Here is a 26,104-nt window from a genome sequence, read left to right on the forward strand (position 1 = left end):
ATGGATAAGTCCGGAATAACGGGGAAGACTTACGGGTTTCTATGGACAAGGCCGGATGTCTTAAAGCCGGTAGAAAAATGGCATTTCGACAGGATGCAGGATGTAATAGATGAGCCGATAGTAAGGGGGGAGATCGGCATAGATGTGGGCTCAGGCTGCGGTTTTGACAGTTTTATCATGGCAAGGGACAACCCCTCTGTCCGGATAGTCAGCATGGATATTTCGGACGGGGTATTTACGGAAAAAAAGATCACAGCCGGGCTTAATAATATTGAGATTGTCAAGGGTTCCGCTTTGGAGATCCCTTTAAACGGCGGGATATTCGATTTCGCCTATTCATTCGGCGTTTTGCACCATACCCCGGAACCTAGAAAAGGCTTAGCCGAGATCGCGCGGATTTTAAAGAAAGGCGCGCCTATTTTCCTGTATCTCTATGAAGACCATTCCGAGAACTTTTTTAAATATATGGCCATCAAATTGATCGATCTTCTAAGGATGCTCACGACAAGGGTCCCCAAGAGGGTCCTTTATTTATTGTGTTATGCGTTTTCGCCGGTCATTTATTTATTTTTTACCGTCCCTTCAAAAATATTGGGAATGTTTAAAGCAACGGAAAAGATAGCCGAGAATGTCCCTTTTAATTTTGGAAAGGGGCCATTCTCGTTGAGGGGCGACCTTTACGATAGATTCGGCGCGCCCATCGAGCATAGGTTCGGCAGGTCTGAATTAACGGGTCTTTTGGAAGAAGCCGGGTTTACAAGGACAAAAATTTCGAGGATGAAGGATACGGCCGGTTGGGTCTGCTGGGGGCATAAGAGAAAATGATCAAAAACGAAAATATTATCTGCATATCCAGCATAGACTGGGATTTCATCTGGCAGGGGCATCAAGAGATAATGCTGACTTTGGCCAAGAACGGCAATAAGGTGTTTTTCATAGAGAACACCGGGGTGCGGATGCCGGGAGTAAGGGACATCTCGCGCATTAAAAAGAGGCTCAAGAACTGGTTCAGGGGAGTAAAAGGAGTGAGAAAGGAATCCGCGAATCTTTACATCCTTTCGCCGCTGGTCGTGCCTTTCCCGTATTTCAGGCCTGCCCGATGGATCAACAGGATAATGATCTTATCCGTCCTTAAAAAATGGATGAAGGCGCTAAATTTCACAAACCCCATAATCTGGGTTTTTCTGCCCACCGCCCTTACCCTCGATTTAGTAAAACAGATCGATAGTAAATTATTGATATACTATTGCCTCGATAACCTTAAGTTGGTCTCGTCTACGGCAAAAAAAGTTGAACAGTACGAGAAGAAGATAATTAAAATGAGCGACGTCGTATTCGTGACCGCAGACAAGCTCTATGAATATTGCGCTCAGTTTAACGATAAAGTTTACAAGTTCCCGTTCACCGTAAATATCGATAAATTCGATAGAAGTAAAATAGATACAACTTATGTGCCTGAAGATATGAGGGATATTAAACGGCCGATAATCGGTTTTTCGGGCGGGGTGAGGAAATGGGTAGATACGGAATTGATAAAATTCCTGGCTGATTCACATCCCGGGTATTCTTTTGTTTTTGTAGGGCCTTTGCAGATGGACGTGGGAGAGCTTGCGCGGCTCAAGAATGTCCATTTTTTGGGGCAGAAAAACCACGATGAGTTACCGAATTACGTGAATAATTTTGACGTCGCGGTCATCCCGTATCTCGTGAACGATTTTACGGAATGTATTTACCCGGCAAAGTTGAACGAATACCTGGCCCTCGGGAAAAGCGTTGTTTCCACCGACCTCCCCGAGCTGAGGTCTCTGGGGAAAAGAGACGGCGGGGTGATCTACATAGCGGCCAATAAAGAGGAGTTCAGCTCCTGCCTTGGTAAGGCCTTGAAGGAACAAGATGATAGCGTCGTAGGAAAAAGGGTTTCCTATGCCCGCGAAAACAGCTGGGAGAACCAGATAGAGCAGATGAGCTCCATAATAGAGAAAGCCATCGAGAAAAATATGCTTCAAAACGAAGCCAACTGGAAAGAGAGATTACTTATTTTTTATCATACGGCCGGAAGGCGCTTAGTGCGTTTTGCGGCGGCTTTAGCGGTCATTTATCTTTTGGTTTTTTGCACTCCTTTGATCTGGTTCCTGGCGGAGCCGCTCAAGATATCCGACACTCCCCGTAAGGCGGATGCGATAGTGGTATTTGCCGGAGGCGTAGGCGAATCCGGCAAAGTAGGACAGGGCTACCTGGAAAGGACCGAATACGCGGTAGAACTTTATAAGGCGGGATTCGCAAAAAATATCATTTTTTCGTCGGGATACATGTATATATTTAAAGAGCCGGTCATGATGAAAACCCTCGCCGTGTCGCTGGGAGTGCCGGAGGGATCGATCATCCTTGAAGACAAGGCGATGAGCACTTATCAACATGTCAGATTTTCAGAAGAGATGCTGAAAAGTAAAGGATGGAATAAGATCCTATTGGTGAGCTCCCCATATCATATGCGCCGTGTCTCATTGGTATTTGAAAAGACCGGCAAAGGGATAGAAGTGGCTTATACTCCGGTGAAGAAGAGCTCGTTTTATAAGCACAAAACCAGCAATATTTATGCCGGATGGAACTTGAAACAGATAAGCCTCGGGCAGATAGAAGGCATATTCCGCGAGTATCTGGCCATCGCTTATTATTGGTGGAAGGGCTATATTTAAAATAAGATGCCAAACAAAGGAGAAGGAAAATGAAGTTTATCGATGAGAAAGGGAAAATATTCGGCAGGATCAACCTAATTGATTTTCTGGTGATCCTGTTCTTGCTGGGCCTTACGCCGGTCTTTTATTTAGGGAATAAGGCATTGACGCATAAATGGGTGGTTAAGGATTACAAGAAAATCTCGATAAAGATCAAATGCGCCAGCGTCATGCCCGAATTAGCGGGTTTTTTCCGCGAAGGGGACTTAGTCAAGGATAACGACGGCAATACGATAGGGGTCTTAAAGAAGATCATCAGCAACGTACCTTCGGAGATCATCACTATAAACCAGTTCAACCTGAGGAACAACGATTATTTTTTGGTCCCGAACCCGAGCGGCAGGGATGTCGTGTGCTTATTTGACGTAAATTGCACGGAAGAGAGAGGGGTTATATTTTTTAACAATTACGCCGTGAAGATAGGGAATAGCGTTGTATTAAATACTGATAGTTATAATTTCCAGGGCGTGATAATAGATTTTGACCGTACGGCCTTAGCGGAGAAAAAAGGGGATAAATGAACCAAAAAGTGATAGAGGAAAGCAAGGTCGCGGCGTGGCTGGCCGGTTTCTGCGGTGAATCGCGGTCGACCATCGCGGGTTTAATTAAAAACAGCAAAACAGCAGGCTTGTTATCAAGGATTAAACAGGGATTTTTCAGTAAAGCGGCCAGATCGGCGTCTATTTTTATATTTACGGCGGTCACGGTGAATATTTTTTTGGATTTGGCGCTTCACAAGGAAATGAGTTTACCCGATATGATAATAAAAAGCGCGGTCTTGATTTTATGCCTGGGCGGATTTTCCTGCGAAACCGGTTGGCAGGAGATAAAGAAGAACAGTTTTATTTTAAGTAAAATTTTTAAATGACCCCGAAAAAACTGAAGGTCCTCAGGATCATCGCCCGCCTGAATGTAGGCGGCCCGGCCATTCACACCATCCTCTTGACGCAAGCCTTAAACGACGAATATTACAGGTCTATCCTGGTTACGGGCAGGGTCGGTATCGATGAAAAGGATATGGGCTATTTGGCCAGGGAGAAAGGCGTAGAACCGCTTATCATCCCGGAATTGGGGCGAAGGATCGATCCGGTAAACGATCTCATAGCGCTATGGAAGATGTACTTGATCATGCGGCGGGAGAGGCCGGATATCGTGCATACCCATACAGCCAAGGCCGGTGCATTGGGAAGGGCCGCGGCAATTTTGGCAGGGGTCCCGGTCAGGATACACACTTTCCACGGGCATATATTTGAGAGTTATTTCAATAGTCTCTCCGCCGGCATCTTTCTTTTCATAGAGAGATCTTTGGCTTTTTTTTCCAAATATATAGTGGTGGTCAGCGAGACGCAGAAAAAAGAGATAATTAAAAAATATAAGATAGCCGGCGATGAAAAAGTAAAAGTAGTGCCCCTGGGCCTGGAGTTGGATGTGTTATCTTCGATCGGGTCGAGGAAGGGGAAGCTCAGGAATGAGCTGGGTATCGGCAATGACTGCGTCCTGATAGGGATAATCGGAAGGCTCGTTCCGGTCAAGAACCACAGGATGTTTTTGGATGCCTGCAAGAAGTTATTCGATACGGCAGGGGGACGGGATATAAAGTGCATCGTGATCGGTGACGGGGAAGAGAGGACAGGGCTTGAAGGATATGCGGAGAAGTCAGGGATCCGCGAGAAGATCGTCTTTCGCGGTTGGAAAGAGGGGATGGCCGATGTATATGCGGACCTGGATATCATCGCCCTGACATCGCTTAATGAAGGCACTCCCGTAGCTTTGATAGAGGCGCTCGCTGCCGGCAGGCCTGTCGTATCGACCGATGTGGGCGGCGTGAAGGATGTGGTGGAAGACGGGATAAATGGCTGTCTCGTCGCTTCGGGAGATGCCGCAGGTTTCGCAAAACGTCTCCTTGAGCTGGCCGGGGATCCTGAAAAAAGGGACGAATTCGGCAGGAACGGCCGCCGGAAAGTCCTGCAGAAATATTCCAAAGAGCGCCTTGTGAAGGATATAAAAGCCCTTTACGAAGAGGCGCTTCGCCGAAGGGATTGAGGCGTATTGCAAAATCGTATCAGATAACTTATAATAGAGTCCTACAAAAGGAGATAAATTCGTGAATTACCTGATCACGGGAGGGGCCGGTTTTATCGGCTCCCATCTGTCGGACAAACTGGTGGGAGAGGGACACAAGGTGACCATCCTTGACGATCTTTCTACCGGGAAGATAGAAAACGTAAAACATCTCGAGCGCAATCCCGCTTTCCAGCTTGTTGTCGGGACGATCCTTAACCAATCCCTCGTGGACAAGCTGGCCGAACGCTGCGACGCCATATTCCATCTTGCGGCCGCGGTCGGGGTCGAGCTTATCGTAAATCATCCCCTCGAATCCCTTACGACGAATATTAAAGGAAGCGAGACCGTCATGGAGATGGCGTATCGCTACCATAAAAAGGTCCTCATTACGTCCACGTCCGAGATCTACGGTAAGAATACGCAGGGGCCGCTGAAGGAGGACCAGGACAGGATACTCGGCTCGCCCCTTAAATCGAGATGGAGCTATTCGACCGCCAAGGCGGTGGACGAGATGCTTGCCTACGTATATTGGAAAGAGAAGAACGTCCCGGCCACGATCGTCAGGCTTTTTAATACCGTAGGGCCCCGCCAGTCGGGGGCATACGGTATGGTCGTCCCGAGGTTCGTGAAACAGGCTCTCGAGAACAGGGATATAACCGTTTACGGTTCCGGGAAACAATCAAGGTGTTTCCTTCACGTAAAAGACGTTGTGAATGCCCTTCCGAAAGTCATTGAAAACGAAAAGGCCTACGGGCAGGTCTTCAATATCGGAAGCCAGGAAGAGATCACGATCGAAGGGCTTGCTCAAAAGGTCATAGAGATAACGGGTAGCCGCTCAAAGGTAGTCCGCATACCTTACGAAAAGGCCTATGAGGAGGGCTTCGAGGACATGGAGAAAAGGGTCCCTGACACGACGAAGATACGCAACCTCATAGGATTCAGGCCCACCGCGGACTTAAAGACTATCATCGAAGACGTTGTTATGTATACAAAGGAAAAGGCTTAGCCTTGAAATTCTTGTACTTGTTTTTGACGGCATTTTTAATCAGTTTCCTCCTTACGCCGCTGATAAAGTCAATAGCAGGCCGCGCGGGCGTTGTAGCCAGGCCAAAAGAGGACAGGTGGCACAAGAACGTTATTCCGCTCATGGGCGGAGCGGCCATTTACGCCGCATTTATAATAACCTATCTAATCTATTTAAAAGGCATGAAGGGGGGGCTTGGGCTTCTTATCGGAGGCACCTCCATATTTTTGCTCGGGGTAGCTGATGACCTCAAGGGATTGAGTCCGCAGTCCAAGCTCGTTGGACAGATAGTCTGCGCTTCCCTGACCGTCATATCGGGAGTCACGATAAATATAATACCTTCGGCGTTGGCCATACCGTTGACTATCTTGTGGATCGTCGGTATAACCAATTCCTTCAATTTGCTGGATAATATGGATGGCTTGTCGTCAGGAGTTGCCGCGATCGCTTCGCTCACTGTCTTTGCCTGCGCCCTGGCGCTCAATAATCATGAAATGGCCATGTTCGCGCTTATACTGGGGGGTGCGTCCTTGGGCTTCTTGCCGCATAATTTTTATCCGGCCAAGATATTTATGGGAGATTGCGGCGCGATGTTCCTGGGTTTTGCCCTAGCCTCGATCACGGTCATGGGGACATGGAAAGAAGCCTCACACCTATTTCTCGTCTTGCTTATACCCGTATTGGCGCTCGCGGTCCCGATCTTCGATACGATCTTCGTCACGGTGACCAGGACGATAGACGGGAGGTCGGTAGCAAAGGGAGGAAAAGACCACACCTCCCACAGGATGGTTTTTCTCGGTTGGCACGAAAGGAAAGCGGTCACGGTCCTGTATTTGATATCGCTCCTCTTCGGGCTTGCGGCCTACGCTTCTTTGTATATGAAGGCATATGTAAGCATTACGGTAGTGACGCTGCTCCTCATAGTAGTCTTCTCGCTAGGCGTGTTCCTCAATAAGATGACCCGCAGGGAAGAGGAGACGCCGGCCCTTGCATTGCCTCGCAGCGTCTCATATTACAAGAACCAGTCCGAGCTTATCGACGCCCTGATAAAATACAAGAGGGTCATTTTCGAAGTAGTATGCGACCTCTGCCTGATCTGCATCGCTTATTTTTCCAGTTATATAATCCGTTATGACGGCATAATAGATCCCTTTAATTTTAAACTGATAGCGAAATCGCTCCCGATAATGATAGTGGTAAACCTGCTTGCTTTCTCGATCACCGGTGTTTACGGGAATATCTGGAGATATATAGGGCTCAACGAGATATTGAATATAGTCAAAGGCGTCATATTAGGAACTGTGGTTTCGGCGGCCGCGCTTGTGGTAGCTTTCAGGTTCGAGGGCTTCTCAAGGATGATATTCCTGCTGGACGCGATGATCCTGCTTATTCTCATGTCAGCAGTGAGGATCGCCTTCAGGCTCTTCAAGGAGCAGATATTCGTTTCGCTGGACGCGAAAGGGAAGAAGATATTGATCTTCGGAGCGGGAGATACAGGAGACGCCTTCCTTCGCGAGGTGCGCAAGAACAAGGCCTTTAACTACTGGCCGGTAGGATTCGTAGACGATGACCTGTCGAAGCAGGGCAGGAGGATCCAGGGGGTTTCGGTCTTAGGAGTAAGGTCCGATATTCCGCGGTTGGTTGAGGAACACTCGATAGATGAGGTGATCATCGCCATACCTTCAGCGGAAGATAAGACAAAAGAGGATATAGAGGCGATCTGCAGGGAGAGCGGAGCGCAGTACCATCAAGTAAGCGGGATATACCTGAGATGAGTGCCGACAGGCAAAGACTCTATACGGCCTGCGACAAGGTCATCGAGTATATGCTTTATACCCTCGTCTTCTTCATTCCCACCTCTAAGAGCGTGGTCGAGGTCTTTGCCACATTGTCGGTAATGATCTGGCTTTATAAAAACGGCCTCAAAGCATGGGAATGGACGCTCGAGAAGATAAAATCATTTGTTCCCCCCGCATCGACTTACGATGTATTAAAGATCCTCGTTCCTGTGGGTATCCTGGCGGTACTCCTCGTCTATTCATCGATCATGATCTCCCTGGCGGTCATCTCTCACCATTTTGATATTGAAGGAGACCTGTTCGTGACAGGGGTGTTCCTCCCAATAACCCTATTTGCCATATTCCTGAATATACTTTTTTTTATAATAGCCCTGGCGGTCGCAAGGTCAAATCATGGGTTTAGCCTTAAGGCATCAACCTTATCCTTTATGGCCGTAAGCCTGATAACCTCTGCCTTCACAAGCCAGCGGTTGGGGATGAGCGCCGAGGCGTTCCTCTTCAAGACCATGGAATATCTTCTGATATTCCTGATAATGGCGGATGTAATTAACACGCCGAGGCGGGTCTTTAATCTTGTCTCTTCTTTTTTGATCGCCGCCTTTTTTTCCGGAATAGACGGCATATACCAGAGATTGACCGGCTATGACCTTTTCCGGAAGTTCCCCATGTTCGCTGACATGAAAATAACCGCGGCGTTCAAAGCCCCGAACGATTTCGGCACTTATGTAGCGACAATGTTGCCTTTGCCGCTTGCGCTCATTGCCTTTAGCGTGATGAATTGGAAGAAGAAGTTCGGGCTTTTAGTGATATCCCTGGTCCTTGCGGCCTGTTTGCTGCTTACTTTCGCGAGAGGGGCATGGATGGGATTCGTTGTCGGGTTTTTATTTCTTCTTATCTTTATCGGCTGGAAACGTCTCGTTGCCGCGCTCGTAATAGTAGCTTTACTGGTCTCATTAACTGCGTTGATCGCGCCTCCGGATATCAAGGCCCAGTTGGGCTCCTTATCTAAATTAGGGAGCGACCTCTCTTCGATGGACAGATTTTTGATATGGAAGACGGGCTGGAAGATGTTTTTAGACAGGCCTTTATTCGGCCATGGGTTAAATACGTTCATGAGCGTATTCGAGAAATATAAACCCGCTAGTTACGAATGGATCGTTTATGCCCATAATTGTTTCCTCCAGATAGCCGCCGAGACAGGGATAATAGGCCTCCTGGTCTTTTTGTGGTTCTGCGTGAGTGTTTCAATCCGGGGGATCTCAAAATTTACCGGTACTTCCGATAAATTTTTGAAAGCCGCCGCAATAGGCGCGGTTGCATGTATAATAACCACCCTCGTTAATAGTTTCTTCGACACCAACCTCTATTCCCTCCCGCTGGCGGTCCTTTTTTGGTCGATGTGCGGACTCGCGGTTGCAAGGGTTCGGCCTGAGTAGGTCCAATTTGTTAAAGCCCCGCAGGATCCTTCTTGTCAGGACGGACAGAATAGGAGAGTTACTGCTTACTACCCCGGCGTTCGGCTCGGTACGCGAGAGTTTCCCCGGAGCCAAAATTACGCTCCTGGTAAAGCCTTCTTCTTCGCCTGTGGTCGAGGGGAATCCCTGCGTCGATTCCATCGTCAAACTCGATCCCGTTCCCGATCTCGATTCGTTCGCAAAGCGCTTGGGATTTATCCGCTTCCTGAGGGTGTCGGGGTTCGATATGGTCGTCATCTTCAATCCGAGCAAGTTTTTTAATGTCGCCGCCTTTCTCGCAGGGATACCCGTGAGGGTAGGTTACGACAGGAAACTCGGGTTCCTGCTTACGCGTGCGATAGAAGATAAAAAATACCTTTGCGGGAAACACGAGGTCGAATATAACCTTGACCTTGCGAAGGCCGCAGGCGCCGGGATCTTAAGTAAAAAACTCTGTTTCCCTTTGGCAGATACGGACGAACGCGCCGCGGCGGAAATATTAGCGCGGAACGGCATCGCCGGAGGCGGTTTCGCAGCCGTCCATCCGGGCACAAGCAACCCGGAAAAATTATGGCCGGCCGAAAGATTCGCCCAAGTCTGCGATAAGATGATCGACGCGTTCGGGATAAAAGCCGTTTTGGTCGGCGGAGAAGATGAGCGCAGCGCCGCCGCCGGAGTAAAGGCGAAGATGCGCAATGAAGTCACCGACCTTACCGGAAAGCTGTCGCTCAAGGAATCCGGCGCCCTTATAAAAAGCTCGGCTCTCCTGATATCGTGCGATTCGGGGCCGGTGCATATTGCCTCTGCGGTGGGCACTCCGGTGATCGCCCTTTTTGGAGAGGCGCGCCCGGGCGGATCATCAAAAAGGTGGGGGCCTTACGGCCAGGGGCAAAGTCCCGCCGCAGCGGGGCATATAGTCGTCGGGAGACCGAAGGTCACGGATATCACGGTTGACGACGTATTTGAAGCGGTGAGCGGGAAATTATGCAAAAAGCCCTAAAAAATATACTTATCATCAATCCTTTCGGCATAGGAGACGTGCTTTTTACGACGCCTCTCATTGAGGCGCTAAGCGCGCGGACCGAAGGCTCCGGAATAGGTTTCCTTTGTAACCGCCGCACAGAACCCTTGCTAAGGGCTAACCCGAAGATAAAATGGGTTTTCGTCTACGAAAAAGACGAGCTGAGGGCGCTCTGGAAGGGATCGAAGGCCGGATATTACAAAAGATTCATTGCCTTGGCGAAAGATATCAGGGAGAAAAAATTTGATGCGGCCATAGACCTTTCGCTGAGCAGGGAATATTGGTTCCTGTGTTTCCTAGCGGGTATAAAGGAAAGGATAGGGTTTAATTATAAAGGCAGGGGCAGTTACCTGACCAGGAAGATAACTATAGACGGTTATCACGATAAGCATGTAATAGAATATTATTTGGGGCTTTTGCGGTTTATGGGGGTTGAGCCGGCGCAAAAAGGGATAAGCCTGTACCTTTCGCAGGAAGATAAAGAGTGGGCTCGCGGTTTCCTCAAAACAAACGGGATTAAAGAGGGTGAGTTGGTCATCGGTATCGCACCGGCAGGAGGCGCGAGCTGGGGCAGGGAAGCCGCGATAAAGCATTGGCGAAGCGATGGCTTTGCCGGAGTCGCCGACCGCCTTATAGAAGAACGGGGCGCGAAGGTGATCATAATGGGTAGCGAGGCCGAGGCCGGAATATGCGAAAAGACGGCGAAGGCTATGAGGAATCCGGCTGTGATGGCTTGCGGCAAGACCACGCTTCTGCATTCCGCGGCGCTTATGTCCCTGTGCGGGCTTGTCATCGCCAATGACGGAGGGCCTTTGCATCTTGCCGTTGCTGCCGGGACGAAGACCGTGGGGATATTCGGGCCGGTCGATGAGAAGGTGTATGGGCAGTATCCGCCCTCAGGGAGGCATAAAGTCGTCAAAGATGATATCGCGTGCCGCCCATGTTACAGGGATTTCAGGATGAAAGAGTGCGCCGAGAGGAAGTGCGTCTCGGAGATAAGTGCCGAAGCCGTTTTTAAGGCGGCAACGGAGGCATTGGCGGCCAAATGAAACTCGCGCTGATCTTTAATAAGGAGAGGGAAGACACGATAGGGCGTTATTTTGAGCGTGCCGCGGCGAAAATGGGCATAGAGTTCGACCATTTCTGGACGAGCAATAACAATATTCCGGCCGGATATGACCTTTACCTGCGCATCGACCATGGCGACTATAAATATGACATACCGGGCCACCTCAAGCCTTCCGCCTTTTACGCGATAGACACCCATCTCGAAAAGCCGTACAGGAAGATAAAAGAACAGGCCGGGCATTACGGTTTTGTTTTTTGCGCCCAAAAGCCCGGGGTGAAAAAACTTAAAAGAGATGCCGGTATCGCCGCCGAGTGGGTCCACATCGCCTGCGATCCGGAGATACATAAAGACCTGAAGATCGACCGCAACCTCGACATCGCTTTTGTCGGGACGGAAGGCAAGAAGAATTTAAGGGGAGAACTCCTTAAGCTCCTCGCGCGGGGATACCCGGACAGTTATATCGGCAGGGCGGATTCGCGCTTTATGTCTAACATCTACAGCGGCGCGAAGATAGGGTTCAATTATTCGATAAACGGCGATATAAACATGAGGATGTTCGAAGTGCTTTCGTGCGGAGCGCTGCTTATTACGAACAGGTTGAGGGATGACAGCGGCTTTAACGAGCTATTCGCGGACGGAAAGAACCTCGTGACATACGGCAGCGCCGGGGAATTATTGAGGAAGACGGAATATTATCTTTCCCATGACGAAGAGAGGGTAAATATCGCCGGGGAGGGCCGTGCGCTTGCGGTCAGCCGGTATACCTATGAAGCCAGCCTGAAGAAAATGCTGGAGGTGTGCGGATGGAAATAAGGTGCGACCTTGTCCTTTTAAGCTGGAACAACCTCGCTATCCTGAAACGGTGCGTGGAATCGTTGATGCGCTGCACCGGCGTCGCTTCGCGCCTGATAATTGTCGACAACGGGTCGACAGAAAAAGGGATCCGCGAGTTCCTGTCGGAGATCAAGGACGGGCCGAACATCCGCGTAGAGGTGATCTTCAACCGCCTCAACGAAGGTTTTCCGCTTGGCATGAACAAGGGAATGGAGAGATCCCGCGCCCCGTACGTTTGCCTGCTTAACAATGATATAATCGCGACTGAAGGCTGGCTGGAGGAGATGATAAGGGTGGCCGGGAGCGACCCGTCGGTAGGCATCGTCAACCCTTCTTCCAATAACTTCGGGCTGCGTTTCGGAGAAGACACCACGCTGGAGGAATTTTCGAGGGGATTCGTGAAACACTCCGGCGAATGGATCGAGATGAACGCCTCTGTCGGCTTCTGCATGCTCATTAAGCGGGAAGTGATAGAAAAGATCGGATTTCTCGACGACAAATTCGGTTACGCCTATTTCGAGGATACGGATTACAGCCGCAGGGCACAGGCCGCGGGGTTTAAATGCGCGATGGCGAACGGATGCTACGTGTACCACGAGGAGGGCAAGTCCGGGAAATTTCTCAAGGACAAGGATGATACGTTCGACAGGAGCGCGCGGATATTCGAGAAGAGATGGGGCAGGATACTTCGCGTCGCCTTTATCGTGACGGAGAAAGAAGCCGTTTCCATGGAAAAGGCCGCGCAGGAGATAAGAGAGGAACTGGTTGGGCATAACAGGGTTTGGCTCTTCGTGGAAAAAGGCGTCGACCTCAGCTCCCTCCCAAAACATCTTGACCTTATGAACGATTCCCCTAAAAACTTCTTTAAGTTGAGATCATTTTGGAATATCATTATAAGGAAAAAGAGGTTCGACAGGATATATACCGGGGATCCCGTGCTGCGCGGCGCGCTTGCGGGTTACCGGTTCTTCCGCGGCGCGGAGATAAGGGAAATTTAAACTATGGAGCAGAAGATACCGGTTTCGGTGGTTGTAATAGTAAAGAATGAGGAGAAGAGGATCGCATCCTGCCTCGAGAGCGTTGCATGGGCCGACGATATCGTGATCGTGGACGATATGAGCACGGACAGGACAGTCGAGATCGCGCGCCGCTACACAGACAGGATATTTGAGAGGAAGATGGACATAGAAGGCGTCCACAGGAATTATGCCTACTCCCAGGCGAAGAACGGATGGGTCTTCAGCCTGGATGCCGACGAGATCATAAGCCCGGAATTGAAAGAAGAGATCGTCCGCGTGATCAAAGAGGACGCGGATAACAAGCTTAATGAGTATGTTGTTTTTGCCGTGCCGATGCGCAATTATATCGGCGATCACTGGGTAAAATGGGGCGGCTGGTATCCGGCGCATAAGGACAGGTTCTTCAGGAAGGGAAGGTTTAAATACGAAGAGGCGGCCGTGCACCCGCGCGTCTTCTACGACGGAAAGTGCGGCCGGCTCAACGGCGATATAATCCATTATTCCTACGAGAATTTCGCGGAACTTATCGATTCGCTGAACGGCCAGACTTCAAAAGAAGCGGAGAAGTGGTTTTCTACGGGGAAGAAGATGCCTCTGCAGACGGCTTTGTGGCGCACCCTGGACAGGTTCTTCAGGAGTTATGTCGGCAACAAAGGGTATCGCGACGGCGTCATCGGCCTCATGGTGGCGGTGAACGGCGGTCTTTACCAGTTGTTAAGTTACGCCAAATACAGGGAGCTGGGTCGTGGCCAAAAAGCAAAATAAAGTAATATTCCTCGACAGGGACGGGGTCATAAACAAGGACCCTGAACATCTGAAATTCCAATATGTGACCAAGTGGAAGGATTTCAAGTTCCTGCCGGGAGCGAAACGCGCCATAAAGATGCTTACGGACGCCGGGTATTCGGTATATATAATCTCCAACCAGGCAGGGATCGCAAAAAAGTATTTCTCGATGCGGGACCTTAAACGTATAACTGTTAACATGGCGAGGGAAGCGGAAAAGGCCGGCGGGAAGATAACGGGGGCCTATTACTGCCCGCACCGGACCGAGGATAACTGCGGCTGCCGGAAACCCAAGGCGGGCCTTTTCAAAAAGGCGCTGAAGAGGGGCCCGATCGATTTCAAGAAGACTTTTTTTGTAGGCGACAATATCAGGGATGTCCAGGCCGGGAAGGCGATAGGATGCAGGACCCTTTTGGTGTTGTCCGGTAAGGTAAGGTCGAGGAAGGATGACGGCTGGGCGGCAAAACCGGACTTCATTAGACAGGATCTTTTGGAAGCCGTGGAATTCATATTAAAGAATGATAGGAGAAATATATGAAGGTATTCATCATCCATGCCCAGGCCGGGGCCGGGCACAAGAGCGCCGCCCTGGCGATAAAAGACGCCTTCGATAAGGCCAACACAGGCCACGATGTCAGGGTGGTAGATTCCCTGGAATACGCGAACCGGCTGTTCAGGTTCACCTATGTCTGGGGATATAACTTCATGGTCTCGAAGGCGCCTTTCCTCTGGACATTCTCGTTCTATTTTACCGATTTCAAGCCGCTGCGGCCGCTTATAAGGACTGTAAGGCGCATGATGAATTTCGTAAACGGGCATAAACTCTACTCCTTCATAAGGAAAGAGAAGCCGGATTGTATCGTCGCTACGCATTTCCTGGCGACGGACATAGTATCCAACCTTAAAATGTCGAAACTCTATGACGGCAAACTCATCACGTGCGTCACGGATTACGGCGTGCATGATTTCTGGATATCGTCCCAGGTGGACATCTATGTCGCTGCGGCAGAATACACCAAGAACGAGCTTGTGAGCAAAGGCATACAAGCCGATAAGATAAGGGTGCTCGGCATCCCGGTCCAGGAGAAATTCACGAAGAAACTGGATCGAGGAGAGGCGGCGGCGAAACTCGGCCTGAAAGAGGGCCTATTTACCGTCCTTATTATCGGGGGCGGGCTTGGCGTCGGCCCGATACCGGAGATGGTCGAGACTATCGCCGGGACATCGGAGCCGTTCCAGCTCCTCGTAGTATGCGGCAGGAACGAGGGTCTTCTCAAGGAGATAGGGGATATCGCCAGGAGATCAAAAATATTTATCAAGCCTTACGGTTTTGTCGACAACGTGAACGAATTGATGGACGCCTCCGACGTGATGATATCCAAACCCGGCGGGCTGAGCATATCCGAGGCAATGGTCAAGGGCGTGCCTGTCATTGTCAATGCCTATATACCGGGGCAGGAAGAGAGCAACCTTATGTTCCTGGAAAAGAACGGGGTGGGCGTGGGAGTCAAGACCATCGGTGAGACCCTCGACAAGCTTGAAGCCCTTTACAGGTCAAAAGATACCCTCGATACGATGAGGGCGAAGGCGAAACAGCTGGGCAAGCCGTCATCGGCGAGCGATATAGTCCTGCTTGTGCTGGAGACCATCGAGAAGAAATGGTCAACACTCGTAAAGAACTGACCATCAGCGATGACAAATAAGAAAGATCTTGCCGGCATCGCCAGCAACGCTCGTGAAGATCTTGCCGGCATCGCCCGGGACCTGAAGTCCTATATAAAATCCGAGAAGGCGGCCGGCATTGCCGATGTCATAACGCCTGCCCGGCGCAGGGATGCCGCATCCGGGTCGAAGAAAGCCGCATTGCTCGAGCCGGTAAAGAAAGAAGTATTTTCATGCCGGCGCTGCCTACTTTATAAGATCAAGAAGAATTACGTATTTTCAGACGGGGACCCCGAAGCCCGGCTTGTATTCATAGGTGAGGCGCCGGGCGAAGACGAAGATATCCGGGGGGTACCGTTCGTCGGCCGCGCAGGGCAGCTCCTGACGAAGATGATAGAGGCGATGGGCCTCAGGCGCCAAGACGTCTATATCTGCAACGTCATAAAATGCCGGCCTCCTAACAACAGGGCGCCCCTGCCGGAAGAAGTTACCGCATGCAAGGATTACCTCCTCAGGCAGGTCGGGATAATCTCGCCTAAGGTCATCTGCTGCCTCGGGAAACATGCCGCTGAGGCGCTACTGGGCACCGAGGTCTTCATAACAAAGATCAGGGGTAAAGAGTTCGAATTTAACGGCGTCACGCTTATCCCCACTTATCATCCCGCCTACCTTTTAAGGAATCCCTCCGCCAAGAAAGAAGTATGGCAGGACCTAAAGAAGATAATGAATATCCTTTCGGAGCAGGATTGACGAATCCGAAGGCAAAAGAGTTCGTTGAAGTAGCGGTCGGCCTTCCCGTCAGGAAACCGTTCCACTACAGGGTTCCCGCCTCCCTGAAAGAAAAAGTGGAGATCGGCAAGCGTGTTTGGGTACCTTTCGGCCCGAGGCGGATCGTCGGTTATGTCACCGATTTTGTCGATAAGCCCCGGTTCGAAGGTATAAAGGAGATCCTCTCGGTAATAGACGAGGAGGGCCCGGTGATCAGCGCCGAGCTGCTGGCGCTTACGAAGTGGATCGCCGGTTATTACCACTCGTCGTGGGGAGAGGCGATCGAGGCCGCGCTTCCCGGCACGCTGAAGAAAGGGAAGATAAAGACAAAGCCCCGCCATCCTTTGGTCGAAGAGGAATACGAACCCACCGGGAATTTCAAGCCCACGGACGAGCAGGACGCCGCTCTGAGATCCATCAGGGAATCCATATCGAAAGGCAAAAACAACGTCTACCTGCTGCACGGCATCACAGGCAGCGGCAAGACCGAGGTCTATATGCAGTCGATCGAATCGGCGCTCAAATTGGGGAGGTCCGCAATAGTATTGGTGCCGGAGATCTCTCTTACGCCCCAGGCGGCCGAACGTTTCAAGTCGAGGTTCGGGAGTATCGTGGCGGTCCTGCACAGCAGGCTTCTCGGGAGCGAAAGGTTTTTAGAATGGAAAAAACTTAAGGAAGGGACCGCGAAGATCGCGGTGGGCGCGCGATCGGCCATATTCGCGCCGGTCAAAAACCTCGGCCTGATAGTGATAGATGAAGAACACGAGACGTCCTATAAACAGGACGACGCGCCGAGATATAATGCCAGGGACGTCGCGATAGAACGCGCCAGGTCCGCGGGCGCCGCGGTCATCCTCGGCAGCGCCACCCCGTCCCTTGAAAGTTTCCAGAAGGCGGCGTCAGGCGAATACAAATTACTGAAGATCACCGAGCGCATAGAGAAGAGGGCCCTGCCGAAGGTCGATATAATAGACATGCGCCAGGAGCTTATCGATTCCAGGGAGCCGAAGATATTCTCCCGCGCGCTTGAACACGCCATATCGCAGGTCCTGAGCAGGCACGGCCAGGTGATGCTCTTCATGAACAGGAGGGGGTTCTCGACCTTCATAAACTGCAAGAAGTGCGGCTATGTGGTGACCTGCAAATACTGCAACGTCTCGATGACATATCATTTCGACACAAAGAAGCTTAACTGCCATTACTGCAATTACCAGGTTGGTCCTCCTGAGAAATGTCCGAAATGCAAAGGAGGAGATATCAGGTATTTCGGCATCGGCACGCAAAAGATCGAGAGCGAGGCGGCCAGGCTTTTTCCTGCCGCGAGGATAGCCAGGATGGATACCGACGCGACGGTAAAGAGGGGCTCCCACCGCCAGATACTCTCGGAATTCAAGAAACATAAAATAGATATCCTTGTCGGGACTCAGATGATAGCCAAGGGCCACGACTTCCCGCGGGTGACGCTCGTCGGGGTCGTCTCGGCGGATACGGCTCTCAACCTGCCGGATTTCAGGGCCGGCGAGAGGACTTTCAACCTCCTGACGCAGGTCGCGGGCCGCGCGGGCAGAGGATCAGAACCCGGCAGGGTGATCGTCCAGACATTCTCTCCCAACCATTACGCGATAGAAAAGAGCATCGAGCACGATTATGTCGGATTTTTCAACGAGGAGATAAAATTCCGCAAAGAGCTGAATTACCCTCCGTTCACGCATATCGTCGAGATAAAGCTGAGGGGAAGGAAGGAAGAGAGGGTGATAAAGGCCGCGCAGGACCTCGGGGCCGTCCTGAACCTTTTCATCGCCGGCGAAGTCCTTAGCGAAGCTAAGGGAAAGCCGGTGGAGATGGTAGGCCCGGCGCCGGAATTCATATCGAAGATAAAAGGGCAATTCAGGTGGAACCTGCTGCTTAAAGGGCAAGACCCTGCGGTGATCTGCGGATTTATAGACAAAGCCCTGGATAACCTGAAAGGGAAGTCGGGCCTGATCATTACGGTAGATGTCGACCCGATGGGATTGTGATGTCTACTGGTCGAACGAGCCCTTGATGAGGGTCTTTATGGCGTCGAGCTCTTTTATGCCGTGTTCGGCGTCCATATCGCCTGGGTTGGCCTGCAGGGCCGCCTTATAGAAAGCGCGCGCCTTTTCATAATTCTCCATGCCCTTGTAAAGCCCCGCCAGTTTCTTGAGTGTTTTAGAATCGTTGTTATTTATCATCGGGACGCCTTCCAATATCTTTATGGCGTTTAAGGTTTGCCCCTCGCTCAGGAAGCAATCGGCTATGGCGTTCAGGATCGCGGCATTTCCCGGGTCGGCCTTCATTGCCTTCTCGAACTGATAGATCGCCTCCCACGTCTTGCCCGCTTTTTGGAGCGAAAACCCGCCCATCATGGTGATAAACCCGAATATTTTTCCGGTGACCAATTTAATTATATTCGGATGATGCCTTTGCTGCTCCCAAAGGGAGAGCCAGAGGTAGAAGCGCGCCTCCGCAAAATCCTGTTTTAAGGCGAGCGCGGAACTGAAGAGTTCTATAGCGTAACCGAAATTTTCTCTTTTGACGGCCTCAAGGCCTTTTTGATAATAATCGCTTACCTGTTTCGGAAGATTGGCTAAATCCGATTCGTCCATGCTCGTGCTCCTTTTACCTGATTATAGAGCATCGGGGCGGAGAGGTCAACTTTTTTTTGGATTTGGTTTTTTCGGGGGTTTATAGTAGAATAGTGCCATGTCCATCTTACAGGTACGCAAATATCCGGATCCTGTCCTCAAGAAGAAGGCCCGGCCGGTCAAAACCGTGACCGAGCGCGAGAGGAGCCTTATCGAGGATATGATCGAGACGATGAAGCTCTCCGAAGGGGTCGGCCTCGCGGCCACGCAGGTAGGGGTATCTAAAAGGATCATCGTCTTCAACCCGTCTTGCGACGAGTGGCGAGCAGATGCCCTCATAAACCCGGTCATAGTGAAAAAGCGCGGGAGCGAGAAGAAGGAGGAGGGCTGCCTGAGCCTGCCCGGGACAAACGGTCTTGTCCGTCGCAGCACCTATATAGTGGTCGAAGGGCTTGATATAAAAGGAAAACCCGCCTGCTTTGAGGCGAGGGACCTCCTGGCCAGGATATTCCAGCACGAGATAGACCACCTCGATGGGATCCTCTTCATCGACAGGCTCAGCCCTGTCAAGCGCTTCATGGCGAAGCGCAAACTCAAAAAAGAGCTCAAATGACGATAGTCTTTTTCGGCACGTCCGGGTTCGCGGTCCCAAGCCTCGTTAAATTGAGCAAATTCCACGATATCGCCGCCGTAGTGACCAAACCGGATAAGCCGAGTGGCAGGAGCCTCAAGACGGCGCAGTCCCCGGTAAAGATAAAAGCGGATTCCCTGGGGATACCCGTCACCTCGATAGACGACATTTCTGCAGCCCAAGCCTTGGCCGAACTCAAAAAATATAAGGCCGACCTCTTCGTAGTGATCTCGTACGGGAAGATACTATCCGGCGATATACTCTCTTTGCCGAAACTTTATCCGGTAGGCTTGCACGCGTCGCTGCTCCCGGAATACAGGGGCGCCTCGCCTATAAGCTCTGCGTTGTTGAACGGCGAAGTGAGGACAGGCGTCACGGTTTTTAAGTTGACAGGGAAGATGGATGCAGGCGAGATAATTATGCAAAAGGAAGCCGATATCCTCGATTTGGATAATGCCGAGACGCTCTCCGAAAAGCTCTCTAACCTCGGCGCCAACCTGCTTGTCAATGCCGTGGATTCGATAGCCGAGCGGAAAGCGCAATTCACAAAACAGGATGAATCCGAAGCTACATTTACCCCTAAACTGAAGAAAGAGGACGGAAGGATAGATTGGAACAAGCCGGCTCAAGAAGTCCGCGACAAGGTCAGGGCTTATTACGGCTGGCCCGGCGCGTTCTCCCGCCTTAACGGCCGGACAATAAAAATATGGGCCGCAGAGCCTGTAGGCCTCCCGGAGCAGAAGGGCCTTGCGCCCGGGCAGATAGCCGCGCTCGACGGCACCGGTATGATCGTAGCGTGCGGCAGCGGCTTTCTCAGGATAAAGGAGCTCCAGGCCGAGGGCGGAAAGCGCATGAAGGCCAGGGATTACGTCCTCGGCAACAAGGTTTCAGTCGGCGACAGCTTCGTTAATTGACTTGAATTCCCGCCCGCATATGATATAATATTTTCTTGTATTTCCCAAAATTTATATGATAAATAATAAAGTTGCGCCCAGCGAATTAATACGACGTGATTTCCAACATCTCAAAGAGACCGAAGAGCTAAACACTACCGATGAGATAGCGGAGCTGCTTTTTATCCAGTCGCTCGAAGGAAGGTCCCACAACGGCGCGGGAGCCTTCCAGAAGAGCTTCTACGTCAACACGACCATCGACGATATCGTCCGCGCGCTTAAGTTCGACCCGAACAAGGTCAAGACCAGGCGCCAGATGCTCATAGACGACATCGCCGGGTTCGTTGAGGATATTATCAAGGGGAAACCGAGGACGCGCCTCGTTAACGGCAAAGGCGAACCGTTCATCGGCGTACCTGACCTCAAGGATATCGAAGTGAACGCCCAGGACGTCCTCAGGGGCATATATATCGGCGGCCTCAGGGATGATCCTGGCCCGCGCGCGGCGGCAGAAGAAAAATTCGGGATAACGATCGGTTATGGCAAGTGTTATCCGATAAATCTCGATGTGATGGATAAGATGAATCTCGACGGTGAATTGCTCGCCCACCGTGAACACGCCGGTTCGATAGAGGCGTTCAAAAGAGCGGGCCTTATCATCGCCGAAGCTGACCTCAAGAAGATCGCGCCTGACAAGATAAGATACCTTTATATAAGGCATAAGATCGGGCCGGGCCAGTCGGATGACGGGGCACTCGTTGCCGCGGGAATGGTATATAACAAGAGCACGGCGCTCGGGATATTCCTGGCCGATGCGATCGATACTCTGGAAAAATACGTCCACCTATATAAGGACCAGGACGACGAGTTGGGCTATTACATTTCGAAGAATTGGCCGGGCCTGAACGTCTCGATGGATGAAGTCCTCGAGATAACTTACATGGCCGCGGTTCCGGAAGAACTCGACGACATAATGCCGGACAGCTCTTTGAGGTATTTCCTTTCGATAGACAGGCAGATCGGGCAGTGCGCGCTCCAGAGCCACCTGAATTTCATAGATAAGAAGCCGTATTTCCCGATGTTCATAAGCTTCAACAGGACTTTATCATCGGAATTTTATACATATATACGCAACAGGGTCAATTCGCTCAAGAACCTCCAGGCCGTCGTCACGTCCGATACGGTCATGAAGGGGCTCGAGATGCCGGTAAACAGTTTCCTGAAGCGGCCCGCGATAGTCGTGAAATCGGGCGTACCGCTTAAGGACGCGCTGGAGAAGATGAAAGCTGCCGGCGCGGAGTTCCTGGTCATACAGGACGAGAACAACGCCGTGCAGGGCGTAATATCGCTGCATGACCTGATAAAGCTTATGATGGAAAACGGAAAGCGCGAATAGATGCCTGAATTCAGAAAAGACCCTATAATCGGAAGGTGGGTGATAGTCGCGACCGAAAGGGCGCGCCGGCCCACCGATTTTGTGCCGCATTCCGTATCCGAGGAGAAGATGGCCGAACCTCCCTGCCCGTTCTGCGAGGGGAAGGAAGACCAGACGCCTCAGCCGGAGATCTTTGCGATACGCAACCCCGGCACAAAACCGTGCACGCCTGGATGGAAGGTCAGGGTCGTGCCGTCGGTCTCGCCGGTCCTCAAGGTGGAAGGCAAGGTCGAAAGGCACGGGAAGGGCATGTATGACGTGGTGAACGGCATCGGCGCCCACGAGATAATCGTCGAGACCCCCCAGCATATCTATAATATGGCTGACCTGCCCGAGCAGCAGATCACCGATTCAATAACCGCTTACATAGAACGCATCACCGACCTCGGCAGGGATCCGCGATTGAAATACGCGCTCCTTTTCAAAAATTACGGCCTCGCGGCAGGCTCTGGAAGGATAAGGCACGCCCATTCGCAGCTGATAGCCATGCCCGTAAACCCGATACGCCTTAAGGATGAACTGGTCGGCGCGCGCCAGTACTTTGAATACAAGGAACGCTGTATATTCTGCGATGTCATAAAGCAGGAATTGGACACCGGAAAGCGGATCGTGGCCGACGTGGACGGTTTCGTGGCATTCGCGCCTTTCGCCTCTAGGTTCCCGTTCGAGACGTGGATCCTTCCGAAGAAACACAGCGCGGATTTCGCGCATCTTTCTGTCGACAAGAGGGCGGATTTGGCGAGGACGCTCAAGCTTGTGCTCACGAAATTGAAGAAAGCTCTCGTCGACCCGGCGTATAATATAATCCTCCATACCGCGCCGTTCCGCGTACCCAAGGCCGGATACTGGAGGACGATAGACGACGATTTCCACTGGCACCTCGAGATAATGCCGAGGCTTACAAGGGTCGCAGGTTTCGAGTGGGGCAGCGGGTTCTATATTAACCCGACCCCGCCTGAAGACGCGGCCAAATACCTAAGCGGGATAGAATGACAAATGGCTGAATTACGCAGGGATCCGATAACAGGCAGGTGGGTTATAATAGAGATCGACAAGGTCAAGAACCCCTCCGACTACGAGGTCGAGACCCATGTCAAGAGGGGCGGCGTCTGCCCGTTCTGTCCCGGCAACGAGAGTATGACCCCGCCGGAGATATTCGCGGTCCGCGAGGGAGGCAGCAAACCCAACACGCCGGGTTGGCAGGTGCGCGTTATCCCTAATAAGTTCCCGGCCTTAAGGGTCGAGGGCAATATCGACAGGATCGGCGTCGGCATGTACGACATGATGAACGGCATCGGCGCGCACGAGGTCATCATCGAGAATCCCGACCATAACAAAGAACTCGCCGATATGTCGGACAATGATATCGAGAAGGTAATATGGGCGTGCCGTAACAGGTGTCTCGACCTAAAAGGTGACAAGAGGTTCAAGTATATCCTGATATTCAAGAATTACGGGGTATCGGCCGGCGCGTCGCTGGAACATCCCCATTCTCAACTGATCGCGCTGCCCATCATCCCGAAGCGCGTGGTCGAGGAGATCCGTTGGGCGGAGAGATATTATGAGTACAGGGAGAGATGCGTATTCTGCGATATGGTGAACCAGGAGATCGAAGACAGGGAGCGGGTCATAGCCGAGAACAAGGGCTTCATCGCGTTCGCGCCTTTCGTATCGAGGTTCCCTTTCGAGTTTTCCATATTCCCGAAGCTCCACAGCGCCGAGTTCAGCTATATCCAGAAGGAAGAGATCACCGACCTCGCGCGGATACTCAAGGAGACGCTCGTGCGCATGAAATTGGCCTTGAAAGATCCCTCATATAATTTTATAATACATACCTCTCCCATGGATTCCCGCGAAAGAGCGGATTACCACTGGCATATCGAAGTCATGCCCAGGTTGGGAAGGACGGCTGGATTCGAGTGGGGCACGGGTTTCTACCTGAACCAGACCCCGCCGGAGATAGCTGCCTGGGCTTTAAGGGAAGTATCCCTGTAAAAAAACAAAAGAAAAAGGAGGAAGTTGAAATGGCGGTAAAAGTTGGTATTAACGGTTTCGGAAGGATAGGCCGTCTTGTGGCGAGGGCCATACTTGAAAAAAACAGCAAAGACCTTGAACTGGTCGCGGTAAACGATATAACCGACGCGAAAACTAACGCGTATCTCTTAAAATATGATTCTGTCCACGGCAGGTTCCCCGGCGAAGTCAAAGCCGCGTCCGAAGATACGATATCTGTTGACGGCAAGATAATCAAAGTCCTGGCGAAGAGGGACCCGTCCGAGCTCCCATGGAAGGACCTTGGAGTGCAGATCGTCATAGAATCTACGGGCCTTTTTACTATCAAGAAGGACGGCGTCAATAAGAAGGGCAAGGAAGTCAAAGGGGCCGAGAATCATATAACCAAAGGCGGCGCAAAAAAAGTCATTATTTCCGCTCCTGCGCAGGACGAGGATATAACTATAGTCATGGGCGTAAATGAGGACAAATACGACCCAAAGAACCATAATGTAATCTCGAACGCGTCGTGCACGACGAACTGCCTCGCTCCGGTGGCTAAGGTATTGAACGACAAGTACGGGATAGTCAAAGGCCTGATGACGACGATACACGCTTACACCAATGACCAGAAGCTCCAGGACCAGGCGCATTCAGACCTGCGAAGGTCGCGTGCGGCCGCGTTATCGATGATACCTACGTCGACCGGCGCAGCAAAAGCGCTTTCACTCGTCATACCTGAGCTCAAAGGCAAACTTGACGGTTTCTCGATGAGAGTCCCGTGCGCCAACGTGTCGGTAGTCGACCTTACAGTGACACTCGGCAAGAAAGTTACGGCCGAAGAGATAAATGCCGCGCTAAAGGAAGCTGCCGAAGGCAAGTTGAAGGGGATCCTCGGTTACACCGAAGACCCGGTTGTATCGGTCGATTTCAACCATTGCCCCTTAAGCTCGATAATTGACGCGAAGAGCACCAAGGTCATCGGAGATGATTTCGTAAAGGTCCTTTCATGGTATGACAACGAATGGGGATATTCGAACAGGGTCGTAGACCTCTGCGAATATATCGTGAAGAAAGGCCTTTAAAATATGAACAAGCTTACGATTAAAGACCTGGACCTTAAAGGAAAACGCGTATTGATGCGCGTCGACTTTAATGTCCCGCTAGATGATAAACTCAACATAACCGATGACACGAGGATAAGGGCGACTTTGCCGACGATAAAATACGCGCTCGACAAAGGAGCAAAGCTTATCCTGATGAGCCATCTCGGCAGGCCGGACGGAAAGGTAATAGCTAAGTACAGCCTCGCCCCGTGCGCCGCGAAGCTTAGCCAATTGCTAGGCAAGCCGGTGAAGATGGCGAAAGACTGCATCGGGCCCGAGGTCAAGGCGATGGAAGATGCCATGAAACCGGGCGAGTGCATCCTTCTCGAGAACTTGCGTTTCCACGCCGAGGAAGAAGCCAACGACGCAAATTTCGCGAAAGAGCTCGCGAGCCTCGGAGACGTATTCGTGAATGACGCTTTCGGGACCGCACACCGCGCGCACGCATCGACAGAGGGCGTGACGAAATATTTGAAGTCGGCTGCGGGTTTCCTTCTTGAAAAAGAGATAGAGTATCTCGAAGATAAGGTCATGCACCCGGCAAAGCCGTTTGTGACGATACTCGGCGGCGCCAAAGTATCGGACAAAATAGGCGTCATCGAGAACCTTCTGGACAAGGCCGACTCGATACTCATCGGCGGCGGGATGGCTTATACTTTTTATGCGGCGCAGGGCAAATCGATAGGCGCCTCGAAGGTCGAGAAGGACAAGATAGATATCGCGAAATCGCTTCTCGAGAAAGCCAAACAGAAGAAAGTCAACATCGTTCTGCCTGTCGATAACATCATAGCCGACAAATTCGATGCCAACGCGAACACCAAGGTCGTCGGAGACCAGATACCCGACGGATGGATGGGATTAGATGTCGGCCCGAAGACGGTCGAGGCGTTTAAGAATGTCTTGAAGAGCGCGAAGACGATCGTCTGGAACGGTCCGCTCGGCGTATTCGAGATGGATAAATTCGCGAAGGGGACCGAGGAAGTCGCCAAGTATATCGCCTGCCTTTCGAGCGGAAGCAGCTCATGCTGTTCGTGCTGCGGCGGCGGCAAAGTGATATCCATCATCGGCGGCGGCGACACTGCGGCCGCGATCGCGAAGTTCAAACTTGAAGACAAGATGACTCACATATCTACCGGCGGCGGCGCCTCGCTTGAGTATCTAGAAGGCAAAGTCCTGCCCGGCATAAAGGCGCTGACAGATAAATAA

25 protein-coding genes are annotated in these 26,104 nt (G+C 51.4%); 24 read left to right on the plus strand and 1 reads right to left on the minus strand.

The features are described 5' to 3' along the window. The 17 genes from WC317_03295 (at position 1) to priA (ending at position 18,253) form a co-directional block, all read left to right on the plus strand. On the plus strand, positions 1-825 hold the full coding sequence (locus tag WC317_03295) for a class I SAM-dependent methyltransferase (GenBank protein ID MFA5339160.1): 825 nt from the start codon (positions 1-3) through the stop codon (positions 823-825). After that, positions 822-2,696 (plus strand): ElyC/SanA/YdcF family protein, encoded by a 1,875-nt coding sequence (locus tag WC317_03300; GenBank protein ID MFA5339161.1) that lies wholly within the window; start codon positions 822-824, stop codon positions 2,694-2,696. The genes WC317_03295 and WC317_03300 overlap by 4 nt, the downstream gene beginning before the upstream one ends. Before the next feature lie 29 nt (positions 2,697-2,725). Continuing rightward, positions 2,726-3,256, plus strand: a complete 531-nt coding sequence (locus WC317_03305; protein MFA5339162.1) for a DUF4330 domain-containing protein — start codon at positions 2,726-2,728, stop codon at positions 3,254-3,256. Further along, positions 3,253-3,603 carry a hypothetical protein gene (locus WC317_03310; GenBank protein MFA5339163.1) on the plus strand — a complete coding sequence of 117 codons (351 nt, stop codon included), beginning with the start codon at positions 3,253-3,255 and terminating at the stop codon, positions 3,601-3,603. The genes WC317_03305 and WC317_03310 overlap by 4 nt, the downstream gene beginning before the upstream one ends. After that, positions 3,600-4,778: a glycosyltransferase family 4 protein gene (locus tag WC317_03315; GenBank protein ID MFA5339164.1), complete on the plus strand. Its 1,179-nt coding sequence runs from the start codon at positions 3,600-3,602 to the stop codon at positions 4,776-4,778. Before WC317_03310 ends, WC317_03315 begins: the two co-directional genes overlap by 4 nt. 61 nt (positions 4,779-4,839) lie before the next feature. After that, the gene (locus WC317_03320; GenBank protein MFA5339165.1) at positions 4,840-5,805 is read left to right on the plus strand and encodes a GDP-mannose 4,6-dehydratase; all 966 of its coding nucleotides are present in this window, start codon (positions 4,840-4,842) and stop codon (positions 5,803-5,805) included. Between the two features lie 23 nt (positions 5,806-5,828). After that, entirely contained in the window at positions 5,829-7,598 is a 1,770-nt protein-coding gene (locus tag WC317_03325; protein ID MFA5339166.1) for a hypothetical protein, read from the plus strand. Then, positions 7,595-9,058, plus strand: a complete 1,464-nt coding sequence (locus WC317_03330; protein ID MFA5339167.1) for an O-antigen ligase family protein — start codon at positions 7,595-7,597, stop codon at positions 9,056-9,058. Before WC317_03325 ends, WC317_03330 begins: the two co-directional genes overlap by 4 nt. Before the next feature lie 7 nt (positions 9,059-9,065). After that, on the plus strand, positions 9,066-10,076 hold the full coding sequence (locus WC317_03335; GenBank protein MFA5339168.1) for a glycosyltransferase family 9 protein: 1,011 nt from the start codon (positions 9,066-9,068) through the stop codon (positions 10,074-10,076). Beyond that, on the plus strand, positions 10,061-11,146 hold the full coding sequence (locus tag WC317_03340; protein ID MFA5339169.1) for a glycosyltransferase family 9 protein: 1,086 nt from the start codon (positions 10,061-10,063) through the stop codon (positions 11,144-11,146). The genes WC317_03335 and WC317_03340 overlap by 16 nt, the downstream gene beginning before the upstream one ends. After that, on the plus strand, positions 11,143-11,979 hold the full coding sequence (locus WC317_03345) for a glycosyltransferase (protein MFA5339170.1): 837 nt from the start codon (positions 11,143-11,145) through the stop codon (positions 11,977-11,979). Before WC317_03340 ends, WC317_03345 begins: the two co-directional genes overlap by 4 nt. Next, positions 11,970-12,998: a glycosyltransferase family 2 protein gene (locus WC317_03350; protein ID MFA5339171.1), complete on the plus strand. Its 1,029-nt coding sequence runs from the start codon at positions 11,970-11,972 to the stop codon at positions 12,996-12,998. Before WC317_03345 ends, WC317_03350 begins: the two co-directional genes overlap by 10 nt. 3 nt (positions 12,999-13,001) lie before the next feature. Further along, entirely contained in the window at positions 13,002-13,784 is a 783-nt protein-coding gene (locus WC317_03355; GenBank protein ID MFA5339172.1) for a glycosyltransferase family 2 protein, read from the plus strand. Further along, positions 13,765-14,343 (plus strand): D-glycero-beta-D-manno-heptose 1,7-bisphosphate 7-phosphatase, encoded by a 579-nt coding sequence (gmhB, locus tag WC317_03360; GenBank protein ID MFA5339173.1) that lies wholly within the window; start codon positions 13,765-13,767, stop codon positions 14,341-14,343. The genes WC317_03355 and gmhB overlap by 20 nt, the downstream gene beginning before the upstream one ends. Further along, positions 14,340-15,488 carry a glycosyltransferase gene (locus WC317_03365; GenBank protein ID MFA5339174.1) on the plus strand — a complete coding sequence of 383 codons (1,149 nt, stop codon included), beginning with the start codon at positions 14,340-14,342 and terminating at the stop codon, positions 15,486-15,488. The genes gmhB and WC317_03365 overlap by 4 nt, the downstream gene beginning before the upstream one ends. Positions 15,489-15,497: 9 nt before the next feature. Next, positions 15,498-16,217 (plus strand): uracil-DNA glycosylase, encoded by a 720-nt coding sequence (locus WC317_03370; GenBank protein MFA5339175.1) that lies wholly within the window; start codon positions 15,498-15,500, stop codon positions 16,215-16,217. Further along, on the plus strand, positions 16,169-18,253 hold the full coding sequence (priA, locus tag WC317_03375) for a primosomal protein N' (GenBank protein MFA5339176.1): 2,085 nt from the start codon (positions 16,169-16,171) through the stop codon (positions 18,251-18,253). The genes WC317_03370 and priA overlap by 49 nt, the downstream gene beginning before the upstream one ends. Before the next feature lie 3 nt (positions 18,254-18,256). Here priA and WC317_03380 read toward each other — a convergent pair whose 3' ends face one another. Then, the gene (locus WC317_03380; protein ID MFA5339177.1) at positions 18,257-18,862 is read right to left on the minus strand and encodes a tetratricopeptide repeat protein; all 606 of its coding nucleotides are present in this window, start codon (positions 18,860-18,862) and stop codon (positions 18,257-18,259) included. 97 nt (positions 18,863-18,959) lie between these two features. Between WC317_03380 and def the strand changes: the two genes are divergently transcribed. From def to WC317_03415, 7 genes are read left to right on the plus strand one after another with little or no spacing between them, the layout of a single operon-like run. Next, positions 18,960-19,454, plus strand: coding sequence for a peptide deformylase (gene def / locus WC317_03385; GenBank protein ID MFA5339178.1), 495 nt, complete (start codon positions 18,960-18,962; stop codon positions 19,452-19,454). Beyond that, a complete protein-coding gene (gene fmt, locus WC317_03390; GenBank protein ID MFA5339179.1) occupies positions 19,451-20,386 on the plus strand; it encodes a methionyl-tRNA formyltransferase in 936 nt (311 codons plus the stop codon). The genes def and fmt overlap by 4 nt, the downstream gene beginning before the upstream one ends. Positions 20,387-20,441: 55 nt before the next feature. Next, positions 20,442-21,761, plus strand: a complete 1,320-nt coding sequence (locus tag WC317_03395) for a CBS domain-containing protein (GenBank protein ID MFA5339180.1) — start codon at positions 20,442-20,444, stop codon at positions 21,759-21,761. Beyond that, positions 21,762-22,793 carry a galactose-1-phosphate uridylyltransferase gene (locus WC317_03400; protein ID MFA5339181.1) on the plus strand — a complete coding sequence of 344 codons (1,032 nt, stop codon included), beginning with the start codon at positions 21,762-21,764 and terminating at the stop codon, positions 22,791-22,793. It abuts the gene before it with no gap. A 3-nt stretch (positions 22,794-22,796) separates the two neighbouring features. Further along, complete coding sequence (gene galT / locus WC317_03405; protein MFA5339182.1) at positions 22,797-23,795, plus strand: galactose-1-phosphate uridylyltransferase; 999 nt, start codon at positions 22,797-22,799, stop codon at positions 23,793-23,795. Between the two features lie 29 nt (positions 23,796-23,824). Then, a complete protein-coding gene (gap, locus tag WC317_03410; GenBank protein ID MFA5339183.1) occupies positions 23,825-24,877 on the plus strand; it encodes a type I glyceraldehyde-3-phosphate dehydrogenase in 1,053 nt (350 codons plus the stop codon). Between the two features lie 3 nt (positions 24,878-24,880). After that, positions 24,881-26,104, plus strand: a complete 1,224-nt coding sequence (locus WC317_03415; protein MFA5339184.1) for a phosphoglycerate kinase — start codon at positions 24,881-24,883, stop codon at positions 26,102-26,104.

The organism is Candidatus Omnitrophota bacterium (assembly GCA_041653595.1).
Classification (GTDB): domain Bacteria; phylum Omnitrophota; class Gorgyraeia; order Pluralincolimonadales; family Pluralincolimonadaceae; genus Pluralincolimonas.

What these genes read in the sequence shown, in the direction of transcription:
- WC317_03330 (MFA5339167.1), top strand. Translation starts at nt 7,595, where the DNA reads ATGAGTGCCGACAGGCAAAGACTCTATACGGCCTGCGACAAGGTCATC.
- WC317_03370 (MFA5339175.1), top strand. Translation starts at nt 15,498, where the DNA reads ATGACAAATAAGAAAGATCTTGCCGGCATCGCCAGCAACGCTCGTGAA.
- WC317_03350 (MFA5339171.1), top strand. Translation starts at nt 11,970, where the DNA reads ATGGAAATAAGGTGCGACCTTGTCCTTTTAAGCTGGAACAACCTCGCT.
- WC317_03345 (MFA5339170.1), top strand. Translation starts at nt 11,143, where the DNA reads ATGAAACTCGCGCTGATCTTTAATAAGGAGAGGGAAGACACGATAGGG.
- WC317_03305 (MFA5339162.1), top strand. Translation starts at nt 2,726, where the DNA reads ATGAAGTTTATCGATGAGAAAGGGAAAATATTCGGCAGGATCAACCTA.
- WC317_03355 (MFA5339172.1), top strand. Translation starts at nt 13,002, where the DNA reads ATGGAGCAGAAGATACCGGTTTCGGTGGTTGTAATAGTAAAGAATGAG.
- WC317_03340 (MFA5339169.1), top strand. Translation starts at nt 10,061, where the DNA reads ATGCAAAAAGCCCTAAAAAATATACTTATCATCAATCCTTTCGGCATA.
- gap (MFA5339183.1), top strand. Translation starts at nt 23,825, where the DNA reads ATGGCGGTAAAAGTTGGTATTAACGGTTTCGGAAGGATAGGCCGTCTT.
- WC317_03310 (MFA5339163.1), top strand. Translation starts at nt 3,253, where the DNA reads ATGAACCAAAAAGTGATAGAGGAAAGCAAGGTCGCGGCGTGGCTGGCC.
- WC317_03395 (MFA5339180.1), top strand. Translation starts at nt 20,442, where the DNA reads ATGATAAATAATAAAGTTGCGCCCAGCGAATTAATACGACGTGATTTC.
- WC317_03300 (MFA5339161.1), top strand. Translation starts at nt 822, where the DNA reads ATGATCAAAAACGAAAATATTATCTGCATATCCAGCATAGACTGGGAT.
- WC317_03415 (MFA5339184.1), top strand. Translation starts at nt 24,881, where the DNA reads ATGAACAAGCTTACGATTAAAGACCTGGACCTTAAAGGAAAACGCGTA.
- WC317_03295 (MFA5339160.1), top strand. Translation starts at nt 1, where the DNA reads ATGGATAAGTCCGGAATAACGGGGAAGACTTACGGGTTTCTATGGACA.
- WC317_03380 (MFA5339177.1), bottom strand. Translation starts at nt 18,862, where the DNA reads ATGGACGAATCGGATTTAGCCAATCTTCCGAAACAGGTAAGCGATTAT.
- galT (MFA5339182.1), top strand. Translation starts at nt 22,797, where the DNA reads ATGGCTGAATTACGCAGGGATCCGATAACAGGCAGGTGGGTTATAATA.
- WC317_03400 (MFA5339181.1), top strand. Translation starts at nt 21,762, where the DNA reads ATGCCTGAATTCAGAAAAGACCCTATAATCGGAAGGTGGGTGATAGTC.
- fmt (MFA5339179.1), top strand. Translation starts at nt 19,451, where the DNA reads ATGACGATAGTCTTTTTCGGCACGTCCGGGTTCGCGGTCCCAAGCCTC.
- priA (MFA5339176.1), top strand. Translation starts at nt 16,169, where the DNA reads ATGGCAGGACCTAAAGAAGATAATGAATATCCTTTCGGAGCAGGATTG.
- def (MFA5339178.1), top strand. Translation starts at nt 18,960, where the DNA reads ATGTCCATCTTACAGGTACGCAAATATCCGGATCCTGTCCTCAAGAAG.
- WC317_03365 (MFA5339174.1), top strand. Translation starts at nt 14,340, where the DNA reads ATGAAGGTATTCATCATCCATGCCCAGGCCGGGGCCGGGCACAAGAGC.
- WC317_03315 (MFA5339164.1), top strand. Translation starts at nt 3,600, where the DNA reads ATGACCCCGAAAAAACTGAAGGTCCTCAGGATCATCGCCCGCCTGAAT.